Genomic DNA, 18,094 nt, shown 5'->3' with positions numbered 1-18,094 from the left:
TTTCCGCCCGTCCACACGCCGACCGCGTTCCGGCCCCACGCGCCGCCGGTCGACGACGCCGGCGTCGCGGCGGTGCAGCCCCCACGCCCCCCCCGCGCCGGCACTCCGCCGCTGTGGCTCCTGGCCGTGGCGTTCGCCGTGTCGTTCGGCGTCGGCCTCGCCGTCACGGTCGGCGTCGCGGCGCTCCTGTAGCCGGCGTCACAGAACCAGGCCGCGCGCGACGGCCGCGCACCTGCCCGCGCGTCGCCGCGGCGCACGGCCGGGTTGGCCGCCGCCTACCCGCTACGCCTCCGCGACGCCGCCGGCCGCGTTCGGATCGTAGGTCGCGCGGGCGACCTCCGCGGAGCGCAGCGTCAGCGCCAGCACGACGCCCGGTCGCTTGATCACCGGCGCCCCCAGAAACAGGTGGTAGTTCGGTATGTCGTCTTCCGGGGGCTTGCCGTGCGCCTTGCGTCCCGGGTTGCCCGTGATGACGCGGACCTTCTCGCCCGGATTGATGACGAAGCCCGGATCGAGCGTCCCGAGCGGCTTGGGCCGCTGGCCGCCGTACCCGGTCCCGAGCGCGCAGTTCTTGGTCGAAAACGGCCGGTCGCCGGTGTTCTCGACGACGAACCACTCGCGGTTGAGCGCCTTGGGATCGTCTGCGGGGTGAATCTCCACGATGCGGATCGACATGCGGCGGCAGCTTACCGCACGCGCGGCGAGACCGGGAACCTGCGCGACGCGGTCACCCGGCAAGAGACATTGGCGCCAACCAGCGCGACGGCTCGGCTTCGACGCCGATCGGAGCGGAGCCTATGGCGTCCGCGTTCGCAGGTGTGCGATCGGAGCCGGCCGTTTCATTGTGACGACCCCGTGCCATCCGCAAGTGGGTAGAGCCGACCGTTGGCGCGGAGCGCGAACCCGTGCGGGGTCTCCTCGATCCGCTGAGCGAGCGCATAGTAGGCTGGAGTCGCAATGCGCGCGACCAGCCGGCCGCCGCGCACCGCACAGTACAGCGCATCGCCGGCCCCGACCCGAAGCGTCCCGTAGTCGAGTTCCTCCTCGGCGCCGTCGTTCGTGCGAATCCACGCGCGGTCGCCCTCCCAGCGGGCAGACGTGGCGATCAGATCGGCGTCTTCGACATCGACGTACGCGTACCGCTCGGCGTCGAGCCGGAGCACGCGCCGGCCGTCGTCGAGGCGGTCGAGCCACCGGAGCAACGCCCGTCGCAGCCCCTCGTGCCGGATCTCCTCCCCCTCGTGCCACAGCCGCCCCTCGCGGTCGATCCGAATACCCGTCTGGCGCAACCGCTCGACCCACGCTGCGCGATCGTTCGGCCGGTCGATCGCGGCGTCAGCGCTGCGCGGTCGTACCACGCGCCGGTGATGGCCACCCATGCCACGGATGTACCACGGCCGTCGGCGCGACGGCGACTGCCACGCGGCCGGCGTCTCGATACGGCGTGCCGACAGACGATCGACGTCAGTTGCGCCGCAGCGCGTACAGCTGGTCTTTCGTTTGTAGCTTCAACTTCTTGAGACGAGCTAGCTCGAGCTGTTCGGACGGCGACAGCGACAAGTGGGACTCGAGCTCCTGCACGCGCGCCTTGAGCGCACGATGCTCCGCCTCGAGTCGCGCCATCAGTTCCTGCTTCGTCTCGCCAAAGTTGCTAGCTTGCACGTGACCTCCAGCTGGGCGTGAGCCCTCGTCGTGACGCGAAGCGAATCTAGTGAGGCGCGGGGGAGCGGCCACGCCGCCTCGTCCCGACGCCTCCATCATGACACAACCGCGGGCCGATCAGGGGATCCGATCGCGACGGTTGATCTCCGCGTCCGACAGGCGCACGTAGTGCGGCACGGCCGTCGCGAGGTCCGCCGCGGTCGCGCCGCAAAGTGCGAGCATTCCAACGGATTCCGCCGACGGAGTGGCCCGCGCGGCCGGCGCGACACGCGCATCCCAGCCCGCGAACGCATCCGGATAGGCCGCAACCGCGGTGCCGACGACGACCGGCGCCGCCGGGTTCCCGAGCGCGGCAGCCAGGCCGCGCGGGCGGCACACCACCTCATCCGACAGCGCGTGCGGCACGCGGTCATCGCCCACCGCATACGCCGCGGCGAACACCTCGGACTTCTTGGCGTCGAGCGCGGCAATGACCGTCCGCCCCGGATGCGGTCCGGCGTCGCGCGCCAACGCCGCGAGCGACGACACGGTCCACAGCGGCACGCCGAGTGCGAAGCACAGCCCCTTGGCGGTGGCCATGCCGATGCGCAGACCGGTGAACGAGCCCGGACCGGCGCCGACGGCGACGCCGTCGAGGTCGGCCGGAGTCATCCCGGCCGCGTGCAGCGCGTCGTCGACCAGCGCCAGCAGCACGTCGCTGTGCGTATCGACCGCGCGCTCCCGCTGCACCACCACACCGGCCGGACAGACGACGGCCACGCTCGTCGTCCACGTCGAGGTGTCGATGGCGAGCAGCTTCATCGGTCAAATCAGGTAACGCACCACGTCGTTGCGCAGCGCGAGCAGCGTGATCGCGACGACGACGCCGAGCCCGACGAGCATGACACGGTTGCGCCCCTCGGCCGTCAGAGGCTGCCGGCGCACCGCTTCAATCGCGAACACCACGAGGTTGCCGCCGTCGAGCATCGGGATCGGCAGCAAGTTGAGCAGCCCCAGGTTGACGCTGATGAGCGCCAACAGGAGCAAGAATGCGTCCCATCCCTTGGCCCCGGACACCGATGCGACTCGGTACATCATCAGCGGCCCGCCCACCGACTCGCGCGGCGCCCGCCCCGCGACGATGGCAGCCAGCCCGCGCGCCATGTCGACGACGGTGTCGCCCGCACGCGCGATCGCTTTGCCGATCGCGTAGCCGATGCGGCCTTCGATTGCGACTCGCCGCCCCTCCCCGCGCGCGACCGCGTTGACCGCGCCGAACCGGAGGGCGCGCGCCGGATTGCCGAACTCGTCGGTGACCGCCTCCCACCGCTGCGCGATCGTGCCGTTCAAGGTGATCGCGCGGCCGTCCGGCCCAGTCCGCCGCCACGTCAGCTTCCACGACCGCCCCGGGTCGCTCTGGAGCGCCTGGTCGAGTTCCAACCAGTACTCGATCGGTCGGCCGTCGATCGCCGACACGAGGTCGCCCGGCCGCAGCCCCGCGCGGGCCGCCGGTGATCCCGGCTCCACGGCCGCGACGAACATCTCGGCCGGCGCGATGCCGTAGTCGGCCGACGGACGACCCTGCGCGTCGAATTTCGCGTCGGGCACGACGTCGGCGAGTCCGGGCTCGAGCAGCTCCACCTGCGGAATCCCGGGAACCCGCGCGCCGCGCAAGTACGCTATCGTCCGCCGCCGCGCCGGCCCTGTAAGCTGGCGCCGCAGCGCCGTCCACGTGTCGACGCGGACACCGTCGATGGCCGCGATCACGTCGCCGGTGCGGAGGCCCGCGCGCGCCGCGGCGGATGTCGCATCGATGACGCCGATGCGCGGCAGGAACGGCGCGTGCGACACGCCGATCCACCCGCGTCGACGGACGCGGCCGTCGCGCTCGCGCACGACGCGCTCGACCGGCGTGACGAATCGCTCGACGCGGCGGCCGTCGCGCTGGATGTCGAGCCGTATCGGCCGGCCCGTCGCCGCATCGACGCGCGCGGCGAGTTCCTCCCAGTAGCGAACCGGATCGCCGTCGACCGCGACGACGCGATCGCCCGGCTCGACGCCGGCGCGTGCAGCCGGCCCGCCGGCGATCACGTCGCCGACGACGGCGGCCGGCAGGTCGGCGTGGCCCGCGAACAGTGCAAAGTACACGACGATCGGCAACGCGAGATTCGCCGCCGGGCCGGCGAACACGACGGCGAGTCGCTGCCACAGCGGCCGTGCGGCGAGCGACCGGCCGGCGTCCGCCGGTGACACGCGGTCGCCTTCCTCCCCGAGGATGCGCACGTAACCGCCGAGCGGAACGGCACCGATCTGGTACTCGGTCTCGCCGGCGCGAACGCGCACGAGCGGCCGGCCGAACCCGAACGAAAACCGCAGCACCTTGATGTCGAGGAGTTTGGCGGCCAAGAAATGGCCGAACTCGTGGACGACCACGAGCACGCCGAGCAAGACGAGAAAGTAGACGACCGACACGGCTCCACTCTCCCTCAGCGCCGTGCGGCGGCGCGCGCCGCCCGCCGCGCCCGCGTCTGGCAGTACCTCGCTCGCATGGCCGCGCGCCGCGCTACTGCCGCCGGCGCTTGGCCTCGGCGATCAGCGCCTGGAACTCGGCGTCGCCGTGCAGCGACGCGAGATAGGACGTGCGCGCCAACAGGCTGTCCGGATCGACGTCGGCGTTGGCGAGCAGAGCCTCGACCGACGCGAGGGCGCGGTCGCGCGCGCCGGCCAGGGCGTAGAGCACGGCCGCCGCGTAATCGGCCAGGCCGGCCTCCGGCTGGACGGCGCGGATACGGTCCACCACGCGTTCGCCGACGGCGACCTCGCCCTTGCGGGCGTACACGACCACCAGGTGGAACAGCAACTTCGGATCGCGGTCGTCGATCTTGAGCGCGCGCCGCAGATACGACTCGGCCTTGGCCTGCGCCTTGGCGTAGGCGTCAGGATCGGCCGGATTGGCGGCCTCGGACGTGATGATGCCCGCGTTGATCAGTGCGTTCTTGTCCTCGGGGCGGGCCGCGACGAGCGCCTCGGCGTGCGCGAGGAACCGCGCGAACGCGTCCGAATCGCCGGGGGCCGCCGTGTGCGACACGATGGTCATGAGGCCGCGGTGCGCTTCCGGCGCGTCCGGATCCAATTCCAGCGCGCGCTCGAACTGTTCGCGCGCCGCGTCGTAGTCGTGCAGTTCGATCAGCGCGTTGCCGAGGAGCACGCGCGCGCCGGGATCCTCGGGATCCGCATCGACCGCGCGGGCGTACGCGTCCCGCGCCTCGGCGTATTGCCCCTGGTTGAACCGCATGTTCCCCTCGGCCTTGAGCCGGGCCGACTCCGATTTGCACCCCGCCGCCGCAGCGGCGATCCAAACGACGACGAGCCAGCGACGCAACATGTCGCCGGCGTCCTACCATGTCTGGTACCCTGACGCCAGCGCCGTGGCTTCCCGCTCAGAGACCCGCACCGCGCGGGACGGCGACATCGACATCGCCGAGGAACTCGACTCGCTCGAGCAGGCCATCGATCGGTGCAAGGTCCTGTACGAGCAGTACTTCATGGGGGTCCAGAAAGCCGCGCCGGCGACGCTCCACCGCCAGATCGAGCGGCGCATGCTGGTCCTCACGCAGCGCAAAGAGCGCAACACCGCGCTGCGGTTCCGCATCAACACGCTCACGCAGAAGTACGGTTCGTACAACACCTACTGGAAGCGCACCCTGCGCGCGATCGAGCAGGGCCGCTACGCCCCTCACCTGGCGGCGGCCGCCCGCCGCCAGGTCGCCAAGGGGCGCGACGTGCCGGACGAGATTCTGGCGCAGATGCCCAAGCTGCTGCGGGATCGGGTGCTGCGCGACCGCGAGCGGCTGCGCGCGCGCGCCGAGCGCGACGCGGACTCCGAAGCCGCGGCCGTCGTCCGCCAGCCGAAGCCGCGCGTGCACGAGATCGAGGAGGCCGACCTCGGCGACGACTTCGACTTCGACGCGATGTTCGACGCGATCCTGGCCGACGACGCGCGCGGCAAGGCGAGCGCGACGGACGAGCACGCGGCGAAGCGAACCGCGCCCGCGGCCAGGCCAGCCAAGACCTCGCCGGAGCCGGGCGAGCCCGCACCGGCGCGGCCGCGGCCGGGCGACGGCGCCGCCCAACGGCGGAGCACGCCGCCCCCGTTGCCGGCCGACGTTCGCGCCGCGGGCGAGCCGGTGCGCACCGGCGCCGCGGCCCGCGCCGGCGCGTACAGCCGCCGCCAGCGGGCGGGCAGCGCGCCGCACCCGGCCAGCCCGCGCGCGGCGACGGCCGGTGGCGCGGCGCGAACACCCCCGAGGCCTGCGCCGGCCAGCGCCGCGCCGTCCGCGACGAAACCGACGCTGCCACCGGGCATGACCGAAGCCAAGGCGCGCGCCCTGTACGCCCAGTACGTCAAGGCCAAGAAGCTGGTCGGAGAACGCACGGACAACGTCACGTTCGACAAGCTCGTGCGCACGCTCAACCGACAGGCCCCGCGAATTCTCCAGCAGCACAACGCCAAGGCGGTCGACTTCAACGTCGTCGTCAAGGACAACCGGGTCGTCCTCAAAGCCCGCCCCAAAAAGAAGTAAGGTTCGGGCATGACCTACCGAGCCGTGTTCCGCTGCATCGCGGGCTGCGACGGCGATCATCCGCTCGACGCGATCGTGTACCGCTGCCCGCGCTGTGGCGGGCTACTCGAAGTCGTGCACGACCTCGATGCGCTGCGCCACCGGTCCGCCGCGGCGTGGATCAAGCTGTTCGACGAGCGGTTCATGTCCACGCGGTGGCCGTACGGCTCCGGCGTATGGGGAAAAAAAGAGTGGGTCGCGCCGCACGTGCGCGACGACAACGTCGTGTCGATGTTCGAGGGCGGCACCAACCTGTTCTGGGCCAAGGGCTACGGCCGCACGCTCGGCCTCGACGACCTGTGGGTCAAACAATGCGGCAACTCGCACACCGGCTCGTTCAAGGATCTGGGCATGACGGTGCTGGTGTCGACCGTCAACCAGATGATCGCCGACGGTGCGCCGATCCGCGCCGTGGCGTGCGCGTCGACCGGCGACACGTCGGCGTCGTTGGCCGCCTACGCCGCGGCCGCCGGCATTCGCGCCGTCGTGATCTTGCCGCGCGGCAAGATCAGCACCGCCCAGCTCGTACAGCCGCTCGCCAACGGCGCGATCGTAGCCGCGGTCGACACCGACTTCGACGGATGTATGCGCATCGTTCGGCGTCTCACCGAGTCCAAGGAGGTCTACCTCGCCAACTCGATGAACAGTCTGCGCGTCGAGGGGCAAAAGACGGTCGCGTTCGAGATCGTGCAGCAGTTCGACTGGGAAGTGCCCGACTGGGTGATTATCCCCGGCGGCAACCTCGGCAACGTGTCCGCGCTCGGCGCCGGCTTTCTGATGATGAAAGAGCTGGGCGTCATCGCGCGGTTGCCGCGGATCTGCGTCGCCCAGTCGGCGCAGGCGAACCCGCTGTACCGCTACTATCGGCGCGGTTTCGACCGATTCGAGCCAGTGACGGCGCAGCCGACCCTGGCGTCGGCCATCCAGATCGGCAATCCGGTGAGCCTCGACAAGGCGGTCCGCACTCTGCGCGCGTTCGACGGCGTCGTCGAGCAGGCGACCGAGCCCGAGTTGGCCGACGCGGCCGCGCGCGCCGACCTCACCGGCATGTTTTGCTGCCCGCACACCGGCGTCGCGCTGGCCGCGCTCGAAAAGCTCGTGGCGGCCGGAACCATCCGGCCGGCCGACCGCGTGGTCGTGATCTCGACCGCGAACGGCCTGAAGTTTGCGGACATGAAGACGCGGTACCACGACGGCGCACTCGCCGCGGTGCCGCGCCCGGCGCATCGCAACGTGCCAATCGAGTTGCCCGACGACTACGACGCCGTCCGCGACGCGGTGCTCGGCGCGCTCGACCGGGAGCCCTGACCGGCTCGGCGCCGCCGGCAGCGCGCGGCGCCCGCCGTCGCGCCCCGCGCGGCGCCCGCGCGGCGCCCCGCGTCATGCGCGTGCGCGGCGCGCCGCGTCATGCGCGCGCAGCGCGCCGCGTCATGCGCGCGCGGCGCGCCGCGTCATGCGCGCGCGCGGCTCGCCGCGCCGTTGCCCTTGGCGGACGACTTCGCGGCGACGGCTTCGGCCGGTACAGCAGATGCGTCGTCGACGCCGATGCGCGCGATGTTGTGGTGCGCGAGCAGCTTCGCCTCGATCGCGTTGAACACGTCCGGGTGCTCGCGCAAGAAGTCGCGCACGTTCTCGCGCCCCTGGCCGATCCGCTCGCCGTCGAAGCTGTACCACGCGCCGCTTTTGTCGACGATGTTGGCGGCGACCGCCATGTCGAGCAGCTCGCCCTCGCGCGAGATCCCCTCGCCGTAGAGGATGTCGAACTCGACCTCGCGGAACGGCGGCGCCAGCTTGTTCTTGACGACCTTGACGCGCGTGCGGTTGCCGACGACTCCCGCGTCCCCCTTCTTGATGGCGCCGATGCGGCGGATGTCGAGGCGCACGGAACAGTAGAACTTGAGCGCATTGCCGCCGGTGGTGGTCTCGGGGCTGCCGAACATGACGCCGATCTTCATGCGGATCTGGTTGATGAAGATGACGATCGCGTTGGACTTGGAGATCGCGCCGGTGAGCTTGCGCAGCGCCTGACTCATCAGCCGCGCCTGCAGGCCGACGTGTGCGTCGCCCATGTCGCCCTCGAGCTCCGCCCGCGGTGTGAGCGCCGCGACCGAGTCGATGACGATCAGATCGACGGCGTTCGACCTGACGAGCATGTCGGCGATTTCGAGCGCCTGCTCGCCGCAGTCCGGTTGCGACACCAGCAGTTCCTCGGTGTTGACGCCGAGTTTCTTGGCGTAGCTCACGTCGAGCGCGTGCTCGGCGTCGATGAACGCGGCGACGCCGCCGCGCCGCTGCGCTTCGGCCACCGCGTGCAGAGTGAGGGTCGTCTTGCCGCTCGACTCCGGGCCATAGATTTCGATGATGCGGCCGCGCGGCAGCCCGCCGACCCCGAGGGCCACGTCCAGCCCGAGCGAGCCGGTCGGGATGACGCTCACCTTCGGGATCGCGTTTTCGTCGCCGAGGCGCATGATCGCGCCCTTGCCGAACTGCTTTTCGATCGAGCCGATGGCCAGTTCGATGGCCTTGGTGCGCTGGGCATGGATGTCGGCGGGAGAGGGTTGCTTGGCTGCCATGTGTCGCTCCTAGCTGGGCTGTCCAGACTCGGGTTGTACCGGGCCGGTCTGACGGAGCGGCCACTCCGCGCGCACCACATACTCTGAACCACCTGGTTTTATTCGGCTTTCGAACAGGGTCACGCGGTCCGCCGCCGTCTCACTGCACGGTTGTTCAGTGAACCCTATCACCGCAGCGCGGACGTCCGCAACACCGCGCACCCGCGCGATCGTCACGTGTGGGTGGAACGCGCGCCGCTCGCGCGGAAACCCCAACGGCGTCACCGCCGCCTCCACCGCCGCGGCCAACGCCGCCAGCCGGTGTCCCGGGTCGTCCACGCCGACCCACAGAACGCGCGCCCGCTCCAGCGCCGGGAACGCGCCGACGCCGCGCGTCGCGAAACGCAACGCGGCCTCGTCCCGCAGTCCGGCGCCGACGGCGTCGCGCACCGCCTCGACCGCCTCCGGCCGGACCTCTCCGAGGAATTTGAGCGTGACGTGGTAGTTGGCCGGCGGCACCCACCGCAGGGGCAACTCCGGCGCGGCCTCGCGCAGCGACCGCGCCAGGTCGGCGATCGCGTCCACCGCCGCCATCGACACGCGCACTCCGACGAACAGTCTCACGCTACCCCCGTCATCGCGCCACCTGGCGCAGCACCATCGCCAGCGCCGCGTGGGCCGCCAGCGACCGGATCTGATCGCGCGCGCCGGGCCAGTGGAACGACCGCTCGGCGCCGCCGCCCGGCCCGGCGACCGCGAGCCACACGAGGCCGACCGGCTTGTCCGGCGTGCCGCCGCCGGGTCCCGCGATGCCGCTGACGGCGACCGCGTAGTCCGCGCCGAACCGCGTGCGCGCGCCCTGCGCCATCTCGACGACGCACTCGCGGCTCACGGCGCCGTACTCGGCGAGCGTTTCCTCCGACACGCCGAGGGCGCTCACCTTGATCGCGTTGGCATAGGCGACGACCCCGCCGACGTAGTAGTCCGACGCCCCCGGCACGTCGGTCACGAGCGCGCCGACCAACCCGCCCGTACACGATTCGGCCGTCGCAAGGGTGGCGCCCGCGGCGCGCAGCCGCCGGCCGAGCACGCCGGCGAGCGTGTCGCCGTCGGTCCCGTAGATCTTGTCGCCGAGCCGCGCGCGCACCTCGCGGTCGAGCGCCGCAAGCCGCTCGCCCGCGGCGGCCGCATCGCGATCCCGCACCACCACCTTGACGAGCGTCTCGGGATACTTGACCTGATAGTGGATCGACGCGCCGGCGACGCCGGCGGTGACACCGGCCAGCGCCGCGTCGATGTGCGACTCGCCCATGCCGAACACGCGGTAGATCCGCCGCGCGATCCGCTCGACGGATTCGCCGCGCGCCTCGCGCAGTTCCACCAACCGCGGGCGCACGTCGGCGTCGAAGATCGCGTGCAGCTCGCGCGGCACGCCGGGCAGGCAGATCACGGGCGTGCCGTCGATGGCGACCTCGAAGCCCGGCGCGAGCCCGACCGGGTTGTCGTACACGCGCGCCCCCGCCGGCGCGCGCACCTGCCGCCGGTTGTTGTCGGTGAGACGATAGCCGGCGCGGGCGAACCGCTCGGTCATGCGCGCGAGCGACGGCGCGTGGACCTGTGGGGCGACGCCCGCGAGCTGGGCGACGACATCGACCGTCAGGTCGTCCTCGGTGGGGCCGAGGCCGCCGCTGACCAGCACGACGTCGGACCGGCCCGCGGCGTCCCGCAGCGCCCGCGCGATGTCGGCCGCGATGTCCCGGCAGCTCGTCATCCAGGCGACCGTAATGTCGAGATCCCACAAATTCTCGGCCAGCCACGACGAATTCGTGTCCACGATCTCTCCGCGACACAGCTCGTCGCCGACGGTGACGATCTCGGCCAGCACGCGCCCGGCATGGTACAAGACCCAAGTCGTCCCGTGTCAACGTTGACTCGAAACCCCCGCCCCTCATATCATGCCGAATTACGAGGGGTTGCTGGGAGTCCGCGACCCGAATGCCCATGAAGATCCGCTACGCCGCCAAAACCGACGTCGGAATGAAGCGGACGCACAACGAGGACTACTTCTCGTTGATCGAGGACGAGCAGCTCTTCATCGTCGCCGACGGCATGGGCGGCCATGCGTCCGGCGAGGTCGCGTCCAAGATGGCGGCCGAGACGATCGGCGAGTTCTACCAGCGCACCAAGGACGAGGAGGCGACCTGGCCCTACAAGATGGACCGGTCGCTGTCGTACGTCGAGAACCGGTTGGTGTGCAGCGTCAAGCTCGCCAACCTGCGCATCTTCGAAACGTCGTGCCGCGACATCCGCTACAAGGGGATGGGCACGACCATCGTCGCCGGGCTCGTCTCCGGCGACAAGATCTACATCGGCCACGTCGGCGACTCGCGCGCGTACCGCATCCGCAACGGCACCGTCGAGCAGCTCACGCGGGACCACTCGCTGCTCGAGGACTACAAGGAAGCCAAGCCGGACATGACCGAGGACGAGGAGCGCAACTTCCCGCACAAGAACGTCATCACGCGGGCGCTCGGCATGCGGGAGACGGTCCAGGTCGACATCCGCGCCCACCAGATCGAAGACGGCGACATGTTCGTGCTGTGCTCCGACGGGCTGTCGGGGATGATCTCGGACGACCAGATCCGCGACATCGTCGTCAACGCTCCGACGCTCGAGCGCGCGGTCGCCGAGTTGGTGGACGCCGCCAATCGCGCCGGCGGCACGGACAACATCACGACCCTCGTGCTGCAGTGTCTCGCCAACTGAGCGGCTCGCCGACGACCGGACGCCACCGCGCGCGCACCGCGACGCCGCGCCGGGGGTCCTGACCGCCATGCCGACGTACCGCATCGACACCGCCAACAGCCGGGTCGCCGTGCGCGCGAAGTCGGCGATTCACGACACCGACGCCGTGTGGGACCGCCTGTCGGGCACGGTCGACGCCGACCCCGCTGCGCTCGACCGCGACGCGCGCGCCGAGCTGACCTTGGACATGGCGCAATTCGACGCGGGCGACTTCCTCAAGAACCGCAAGCTCCGCAAGGACATGGAGGTGGATCGCTACCCGCACGCGCGGTTTTCGCTCACCGGCCTGCGCGACGTCCGCACGGCGAGCGACGGCCAGGTCGAAGCGCTGGCCGAGGGGGTGCTGCGATGGCGCGATCGCCAGGTCGCCGTGCGCGCGACCGGCCGCGGTCACGTCGATGCGGCCGGGCTCGACGCGACCGCGGCGTTCGACCTCGACGTGCGGGAACTCGGGATGCGGGCTCCGCGGTTTCTCATGTTCAAGGTCGACGACGTGGTCGAGGTGACGGTGACCCTGCGCGCCGTCGCCGAGTGACTGTGGAGGCCCGACCACTCCACTCCGGACGCCGCGCCCGGTCCGGCGCGGCCGAGCCGTCGATGCCGTTGATCGCGTCATACCCGTGCGGCATGCTGCCGGCGACATGCGCATCCTGGTGGTGGACGACGAGCGCGAGCACGGGTTCTTGCTGTTCCGCATCCTCGAGCGGATGGGCCACGAGCCGGTCCTGGCGTTCGACCCGCGCGACGCCCTCGACATCCTCCGCGACGATCGCGGCGCGACCGTGGCGGGCGTCATCACCGACGTGGACATGCCGGGTATGACCGGCATCGACCTCGCCCGGCGCATCCGCGAGGGACGTCGGCGCCGACATTCCCGTCGCGTTCTGCACCGGTAGTTGCGACGGCAACGTGGCCGACGCGGCGGCGTCGATCGGCCCCATCGTGCCAAAGGGGCAGCCGCTGGCGCGCACGCGCGCGCTCATCGAGGAGACGGTGACGATGTGGTGCCGGCCTCGGCGGTGAGCTCGGCGATGCGATCGCGATCGGTCGGCGCGACGAAGTGAACCAGGCAGCGGCGGTGCGACTCGGGCACCTGCGCCGCCACGAACGCGCCCTCCGAGCGCCACTGAAGGTGCGGCGGCCGGCGCACCGCCGGCGGCCCGAGTTTTTCGATCAGCGCGCGCGCCAGCGGCTCCGGGTCGCAGCTGCGCACGACGAGTTCGATCTCGACGAGCTTCGCGTCCGGGTCCGGGCCCGCGAAGTAGAGGCTGACCGACGCCGCCTGGTCGCCGATCGCGACCGCGCCGTTGTTCGAGCACAAGGTCACCGCGTCGGGATTGCAGAACCCGGGGGCCTCGCGAAGCTCCGTCTTGCCGAGGATCCACTGGCCCACGCCCGCCACCGGCGGCCGGCGATCCGAGCACCCCGCGACGCCGGCAACGCCGACGATCGCGGCGACGCACGCGGCGACCGTGACTCGCATGTTCGCAAGAGTACACGGGTTGGTCGCGGCGCGCACGCGGCCGGGCCGGGGCCGCCCGGCGCCGTGCGCCCATGGCGCGGGCGGCGCCGCGCCCCCGACCCGGCGGCCCGGTGCGGACTTGTTAGCCAAAACACCGTCGGAACGCGAAGCGCGGTGCTAGAACGCCAGCGTGTCGACCCGCGACCTGCACCGCCCGGCGCCGACTGCGCCCCCCCTGCGGCCCGCCCGAAGCGCCCGCGCCGTCGCGGCGGTGAGCGTCGCCCTCGGACTGGCGACCGCCTGCGCGTCCGGCAACACCGCCGGGGCGGCCGACGCCGCCGGGGCCGACGCCGCGCGCCCCAGTCCCGACGGCGCGGTGTCGGCCACCGACGCGGTGCCCTCGCCCGACGCGGGGACCGCCGCCGACGCCGGGACCGCGGCCGATGCCGCCAGCCGCGCGGACGCGGCGCCGCCCGCGCCCGATGCCGCCGCACCGACGCCGGACGCGGCACCGCCCGTGCCCGATGCGGACCTCGCGGTGCCGCCGACGGTGACCGCCGTGTCGCCGAATACCGGCGGCACGTTCGGCGGCGAGCGCGTCCGCGTCGTCGGGACCAACTTTTCGAGCGACGTGGCGATCGCGTTCGGCGGCACGGCCGCTGCGTGCACCTACGTGTCGGCCACCGCGGTGGACTGCGTGACGCCGGCGGTCACGGCGGCCGGGTACGTCGACGTGACCGCCACCCAGACCAGCGGCTCGCACACGCTGTCGGCCGGCTTCCTGTACTGGGACACCGCGAGCGCGGTCGACGACTGCAACCTGGTCGCCCCGCCGCACCGCGACGGCATCGAAGCCGTGTCGCATACGTGGTCCGCCCGCGTGCGCGAGGCCGGCATCACCGACGCGACCACCGGCGTCGACCCGTCGGCGAGTTTGCGCGGGCAAATCGGCTACGGGCCGGCGGGCACCGACCCGGCCACGACGCCCGGCTGGATCTGGATCGACGTGGCGCCCACTGCCGGCTACGGGCCGGGCTCGCCCGACTACGTCGAGGGCTACGATCAGTACGAGGCGACCGCGGCGATGCCGGCCCGCGCACAGTACGCGTGGTCGGCGCGGTTCACCGTCGAAGACGGCGTGTCGTGGCGGTTCTGCGGCACCGGAACGATGACCGCGCGGCGGGCGATCGCGTGCACCGCCGACGCGGAGTGCTTCGCCGACGAGGCGTGCCTCAGCGGCCGGTGCCGCGTGGCGTGCGCCGCCGCCGCCGACTGCTACCCGTGGGGGCCGCACTGTTCGGGGCTCGGGACCGAGACCGACGGCTCGACCCTGGCGCTGTACTGCGATCCCGGCTTCCCCGGCGCGGGCGGAACCGGCGCCGCGTGCACGGCCGATTCCGGCTGCGAAAGTGGCTTCTGCCTGGTGGACCTCACCGACACCTGCACGACCGGCTGCGGCGGTGACGACGCGCAGTGCCCGCCGACCGACGTGTGCACCGAGTTCTCGGGGCTGGGGCTGTGCGCGCCGGCGTGCGGCGCCACATCGGACTGCACCGCGGGCCATAGTTGCATCATCAACGCGAACGCGGGCCAGAACCGCTACGACGCGCTGTGCCTCGTGCCGGTGGCCGGCACCGACCCGGCCGGGGCGAGCTGTGCGGTCACGAACAACTGCGAAAGCGGCCTGTGCCTCACGGGCGACGACCTGTGCACCGCGCCGTGCAACACGGACGCCGACTGCCCGCCGGCGCTGCCCACCTGCGGTTCCGGTACGCTCACGCGGCCCTCCGGGATCGGCAGCCAGACGATCCCGATCTGCGTACCGTAGGGGGCTGTGGCGCGTCGCCCGCGGCTGCGGTCGCGATCCGCGGGACATCTTCGGCGTACGGCCTCGCGCCCTTCGGTACTGACTGGATGTTGATACGCGCCCTCGTTCGCTGCGGGCGTGCGCCGAACCTCCCCCCGCATCTTGCGACCTCGCTGGCGCGCCCGTGCGCAACGGCCACTTGACGCGGACGGCGGGTCTCCGGCGAGTGCCCGGCCCTGCGTACCTACGGCAGATCGATCGCGCCGTTTTGCGACACCGGCTCGCTGCCCGGCGGCGGATCCCACGCCTCACCGGTGTCGTAGAAGAACTCGTGCACGGACGGGTTGTACCAGCTCGTCGTGCCGCCGGCGCCCGGCGCCTGCTGAATCTGGAAGTGCAAGTGCGCGCCGCACGCCCAGCCGGTCTGCCCGCTGGTCGCGATCGGATCGCCGCGCCTGACAACCTGGCCCGCCTGCACGTAGACCTCCTTCAGGTGTAGATACAGCGATTCGAGGCCGTCGCCGCGGTCGAGCACGACATAGTTGGCGTCGGCGGCGCACGCGCTGCTGCAGCAGCCGGTCGTGCTGTCGCCGCGAGCGAGCCGCACGACGCCGTCGTGTGCGGCCAGCACGACCGTGCCCTCCGCGAGGCCGAAGTCCCACGCCCACGCTCCCTTGCCGGTGTGGCTGCCGGTGTTGTGGCCCTGCGTCACGCGGTGGGCGACCCCCGCCGTCCACGGCAACAAAAACAGGTGGCCGCCCGCCGGCGGTGCGTCCAGCCACTGCAAGAAGTCGCCGTGGCACCAGCCGACGTCTCCGGCGAACGCGACCTGCCACCACGCGCCGGCCGGCCCGCCGACGACCTCGACGACCGCCCCCTCGGGCATCACCGCGAGGACCGCGTACTGCTCGCCGGGTCCCTCGCGCAGCCGGAGCCCCGCGCCGCCGGTTCCGGCGACCCGCGCCCACCGCGTCGCGCCCGCGTCGGCGCCGGCGCCCGCGTCGGCGCCGCCCGCGTCGGCGCCCGGGATCGAGGCATCGGGCTCGGCGGAGGCGCCGCCGTCGACGACTGCGGAGGCGTCGACCGGTCGCCCGGCATCGGCGCCCGGCGCCTCGGGACCGTCGCCCACAGCGCTGCAGGCAGGCACGCACGCCACCACCACGACAGCGAAGATCCAACGGTGCACGCCCTCCATGGCTGCACGCATCGTGCCGAGCGCGGTCACGCCCCGCGGCCAGCCGCCGCTGCGCGGCCACGTCCCGCTCACATGCGCCGGCGTATCAACTCATCATTTACAATTCGACAGGTTACTTGCCCCTGCCGGTCCGCCATGCGGGTCGTGACCGGCGCGTAGGGCCGGGACGCGCTGCCGGCGTCTCGGCCACCTGCCCACCGCCGGGTGCAGTCACCCGTCCCCTCCCGTACGCGCGCGCCGGCCGCGCGCGGCGCGAACGCCGCGTTACCGCCGGCGGCGCCGGCGCAGTCCCAGCGCGACCGCCGCCAGCGGCAGCGCTCCGCCGAGTGCGCCCTCGCCGCCGATCCCGCCGGCCCGGCAGCCGCAGCCGGCGCTCGCATCGCCGCCGTCCGCCGCCGGCTCGCCGTCGCCGCCGTCGCCCTCATCGTCCGGCGGCGTCACCGGATCCATCGGCTCGCACGCGCCGTCTTCGCACACGTAGCCCGGCTCGCACAGCCCGCCGACGTCGTCGTCGCTCTCGTCGATCGCGCCGTCGCAATCGTTGTCCAGGCCGTCGCACACCTCCGCGGACGGTCCCGCGGCCCCCTCGCACGCGCCCCACGTGCCGTCGTCGCCGCACGTCTGGGTGCCGGTGCTGCACTCGCCGACGTCGCCGTCGTCGCCGCACGGCCGCGTCTGTCCCGGGAGGCACTCGCATCCGGGGTCGGTCGTGCCGTCGCAGTCGTTGTCGAGACCGTCGCACACTTCGGCTTCCGGCTGCGGCGCATCGCAGCCGCCCCACGCGCCGTCGACGCAGGTCTCCGAACCCGCGCCGCACGCGGTAGCGCACTCGCGCGTGAGGTCCTCATCCACCTCGCCGTCGCAATCGTTGTCGAGGCCGTCACACACCTCGGAGGACACCTCGATGGCCACCTCGTTGAGCGCCGCGAGCAGCTCCGCCGGATCGTCGGCCTGGAAGTAGCAGTGGTTCGGCGCCGCCGGATCCGACCCCGACGGATCGCAGCCGGCGCGCGCGGTGCCCGCCTCGACCGCCATCGCGTTGAGCGCCAGCGCGTCCACCGACGCGCCGAAACCCACGACGTAGGTCGTGATGCCGGCCGCATTGAGCGACGCGATCGCATCGACCGGATCGAAGCGCGTCGCCGGATCGTACGGCGAGCACCACTGCCAGCCGTCGGTGATCAGGACGACGTAGGGCGTGCCGCCCGGACCGGTGAGCGACGGCTCGACCGCCGCCGCCTCGAGCGTCTGCGCCATCGGCGTCCAGTTGCCGAGCGGCGGCGGCGCGTCGCCGAGCGCCGACAGCATCGCCGCGCGATTGCCGAGCGCCGGCGCCACGAACACCGTCCCCGGGCTGCACTCGTCGGGCGACGGGAACATCATGAGCCCCAGTGCGATCACGTCCTCGTACGCGGACGCGACCGCGTCGAGCGCGCCGACCGCGATGTCCCACTTGGTTTCGCCGCCGATCGTGCCCGTCATCGAACTCGACTTGTCGAGCACGACCATCAGGCGCGAGGGAGTGCACTCGCCTTCGGCCCGAGCGCGAGACGGCGCGAGCGCGGCAAGGGAGGCGGCAAAACAAAACACGGCAGTTCGCAGCGACATGCCGTGGGACCGAGCACGCGCCGTGCCAGGCCAAACGTCAGTTCGACAATAGCGATCTCACGCGCTTATAGGGCACCGTACCGGCAGATCGACTTGCCGGCGGCCGGGGTCATCCGGCCCCCGTCGGCTATTGTGGTAGCCGGCCGCCCGCGGCCCGCACCGGGGTTGATTCGGCCGCCCGCGGCCCGCGGCCCGCACCGGGGTTGATTCGGCAGCCCCGCGGCCCGCGGCCCCACCGGGGATGATTCACCCCGCGGCCCGGGCAGCCCGCACCGGGGTTGCTTGGCGGCGCGGCGGATGAGTCGCGTCGCAGAAGCGGCCGGCGCGGGCGCAATCGGCTCGCAGCAGAGGGACGCGCCATCACCGTGGCACATCAGCGGCCGACAAACCGGTGACCGCGCC

General features: G+C 72.2%; 19 protein-coding genes. 7 read left to right on the top strand and 12 right to left on the bottom strand.

The window, feature by feature from the left end; all coding sequences use genetic code 11:
* Positions 1-192 (top strand): hypothetical protein (locus D6689_09355; GenBank protein RMH42063.1); only part of this gene is annotated, 192 nt, incomplete at its 5' end.
* A gap of 90 nt (positions 193-282) precedes the next feature.
* On the opposite strand, the gene D6689_09350 is transcribed toward D6689_09355, so the two are convergent.
* From D6689_09350 to D6689_09325, 6 genes are all read right to left on the bottom strand, one after another.
* Positions 283-675: a hypothetical protein gene (locus D6689_09350; protein ID RMH42062.1), complete on the bottom strand. Its 393-nt coding sequence runs from the start codon at positions 673-675 to the stop codon at positions 283-285.
* 164 nt (positions 676-839) lie between these two features.
* The gene (locus D6689_09345; protein RMH42061.1) at positions 840-1,379 is read right to left on the bottom strand and encodes a DUF1285 domain-containing protein; all 540 of its coding nucleotides are present in this window, start codon (positions 1,377-1,379) and stop codon (positions 840-842) included.
* A gap of 85 nt (positions 1,380-1,464) precedes the next feature.
* Positions 1,465-1,761 carry a DUF465 domain-containing protein gene (locus D6689_09340; GenBank protein RMH42060.1) on the bottom strand — a complete coding sequence of 99 codons (297 nt, stop codon included), beginning with the start codon at positions 1,759-1,761 and terminating at the stop codon, positions 1,465-1,467.
* 18 nt (positions 1,762-1,779) lie between these two features.
* On the bottom strand, positions 1,780-2,463 hold the full coding sequence (gene tsaB / locus D6689_09335; GenBank protein ID RMH42059.1) for a tRNA (adenosine(37)-N6)-threonylcarbamoyltransferase complex dimerization subunit type 1 TsaB: 684 nt from the start codon (positions 2,461-2,463) through the stop codon (positions 1,780-1,782).
* A 3-nt stretch (positions 2,464-2,466) separates the two neighbouring features.
* Positions 2,467-4,176, bottom strand: a complete 1,710-nt coding sequence (gene rseP / locus D6689_09330) for an RIP metalloprotease RseP (GenBank protein ID RMH42058.1) — start codon at positions 4,174-4,176, stop codon at positions 2,467-2,469.
* A gap of 28 nt (positions 4,177-4,204) precedes the next feature.
* Entirely contained in the window at positions 4,205-5,026 is an 822-nt protein-coding gene (locus D6689_09325) for a tetratricopeptide repeat protein (GenBank protein RMH42057.1), read from the bottom strand.
* Between the two features lie 43 nt (positions 5,027-5,069).
* Between D6689_09325 and D6689_09320 the strand changes: the two genes are divergently transcribed.
* Positions 5,070-6,224, top strand: coding sequence for a hypothetical protein (locus tag D6689_09320; GenBank protein RMH42056.1), 1,155 nt, complete (start codon positions 5,070-5,072; stop codon positions 6,222-6,224).
* Between the two features lie 9 nt (positions 6,225-6,233).
* Entirely contained in the window at positions 6,234-7,571 is a 1,338-nt protein-coding gene (thrC, locus tag D6689_09315) for a threonine synthase (protein ID RMH42055.1), read from the top strand.
* 143 nt (positions 7,572-7,714) lie between these two features.
* Here the strand turns inward: thrC and recA are convergent, their stop codons facing one another.
* From recA to D6689_09300, 3 genes are read right to left on the bottom strand one after another with little or no spacing between them, the layout of a single operon-like run.
* Positions 7,715-8,806: a recombinase RecA gene (gene recA / locus D6689_09310; GenBank protein RMH42064.1), complete on the bottom strand. Its 1,092-nt coding sequence runs from the start codon at positions 8,804-8,806 to the stop codon at positions 7,715-7,717.
* A 39-nt stretch (positions 8,807-8,845) separates the two neighbouring features.
* Positions 8,846-9,439 carry an RNA 2',3'-cyclic phosphodiesterase gene (gene thpR, locus D6689_09305; GenBank protein ID RMH42054.1) on the bottom strand — a complete coding sequence of 198 codons (594 nt, stop codon included), beginning with the start codon at positions 9,437-9,439 and terminating at the stop codon, positions 8,846-8,848.
* Positions 9,440-9,449: 10 nt separating this feature from the next.
* Entirely contained in the window at positions 9,450-10,718 is a 1,269-nt protein-coding gene (locus tag D6689_09300; protein ID RMH42053.1) for a competence/damage-inducible protein A, read from the bottom strand.
* A gap of 98 nt (positions 10,719-10,816) precedes the next feature.
* Here D6689_09300 and D6689_09295 point away from each other — a divergent pair, with 98 nt between their 5' ends.
* The 3 genes from D6689_09295 (at position 10,817) to D6689_09285 (ending at position 12,516) form a co-directional block, all read left to right on the top strand.
* Positions 10,817-11,581 (top strand): Stp1/IreP family PP2C-type Ser/Thr phosphatase, encoded by a 765-nt coding sequence (locus D6689_09295; GenBank protein RMH42052.1) that lies wholly within the window; start codon positions 10,817-10,819, stop codon positions 11,579-11,581.
* A gap of 67 nt (positions 11,582-11,648) precedes the next feature.
* A complete protein-coding gene (locus D6689_09290) occupies positions 11,649-12,155 on the top strand; it encodes a YceI family protein (GenBank protein RMH42051.1) in 507 nt (168 codons plus the stop codon).
* Between the two features lie 106 nt (positions 12,156-12,261).
* Complete coding sequence (locus D6689_09285) at positions 12,262-12,516, top strand: response regulator (GenBank protein RMH42050.1); 255 nt, start codon at positions 12,262-12,264, stop codon at positions 12,514-12,516.
* Between the two features lie 83 nt (positions 12,517-12,599).
* Here the strand turns inward: D6689_09285 and D6689_09280 are convergent, their stop codons facing one another.
* A complete protein-coding gene (locus D6689_09280) occupies positions 12,600-13,103 on the bottom strand; it encodes a hypothetical protein (GenBank protein ID RMH42049.1) in 504 nt (167 codons plus the stop codon).
* Between the two features lie 169 nt (positions 13,104-13,272).
* On the opposite strand from D6689_09280, the gene D6689_09275 reads away from it, so the two are divergent.
* Entirely contained in the window at positions 13,273-14,910 is a 1,638-nt protein-coding gene (locus D6689_09275; protein ID RMH42048.1) for a hypothetical protein, read from the top strand.
* A gap of 223 nt (positions 14,911-15,133) precedes the next feature.
* Here D6689_09275 and D6689_09270 read toward each other — a convergent pair whose 3' ends face one another.
* Positions 15,134-16,156, bottom strand: coding sequence for a hypothetical protein (locus tag D6689_09270; GenBank protein ID RMH42047.1), 1,023 nt, complete (start codon positions 16,154-16,156; stop codon positions 15,134-15,136).
* Positions 16,157-16,348: 192 nt separating this feature from the next.
* Complete coding sequence (locus D6689_09265) at positions 16,349-17,692, bottom strand: VWA domain-containing protein (GenBank protein RMH42046.1); 1,344 nt, start codon at positions 17,690-17,692, stop codon at positions 16,349-16,351.
* Positions 17,693-18,094 lie beyond the last annotated feature (402 nt).

It is taken from the genome of Deltaproteobacteria bacterium, from assembly GCA_003696105.1.
Classification (GTDB): domain Bacteria; phylum Myxococcota_A; class Polyangia; order Haliangiales; family J016; genus J016.
Note: the sequence above shows the minus strand (reverse complement) of the source record. Positions and strands in the feature narration are given on the sequence as shown.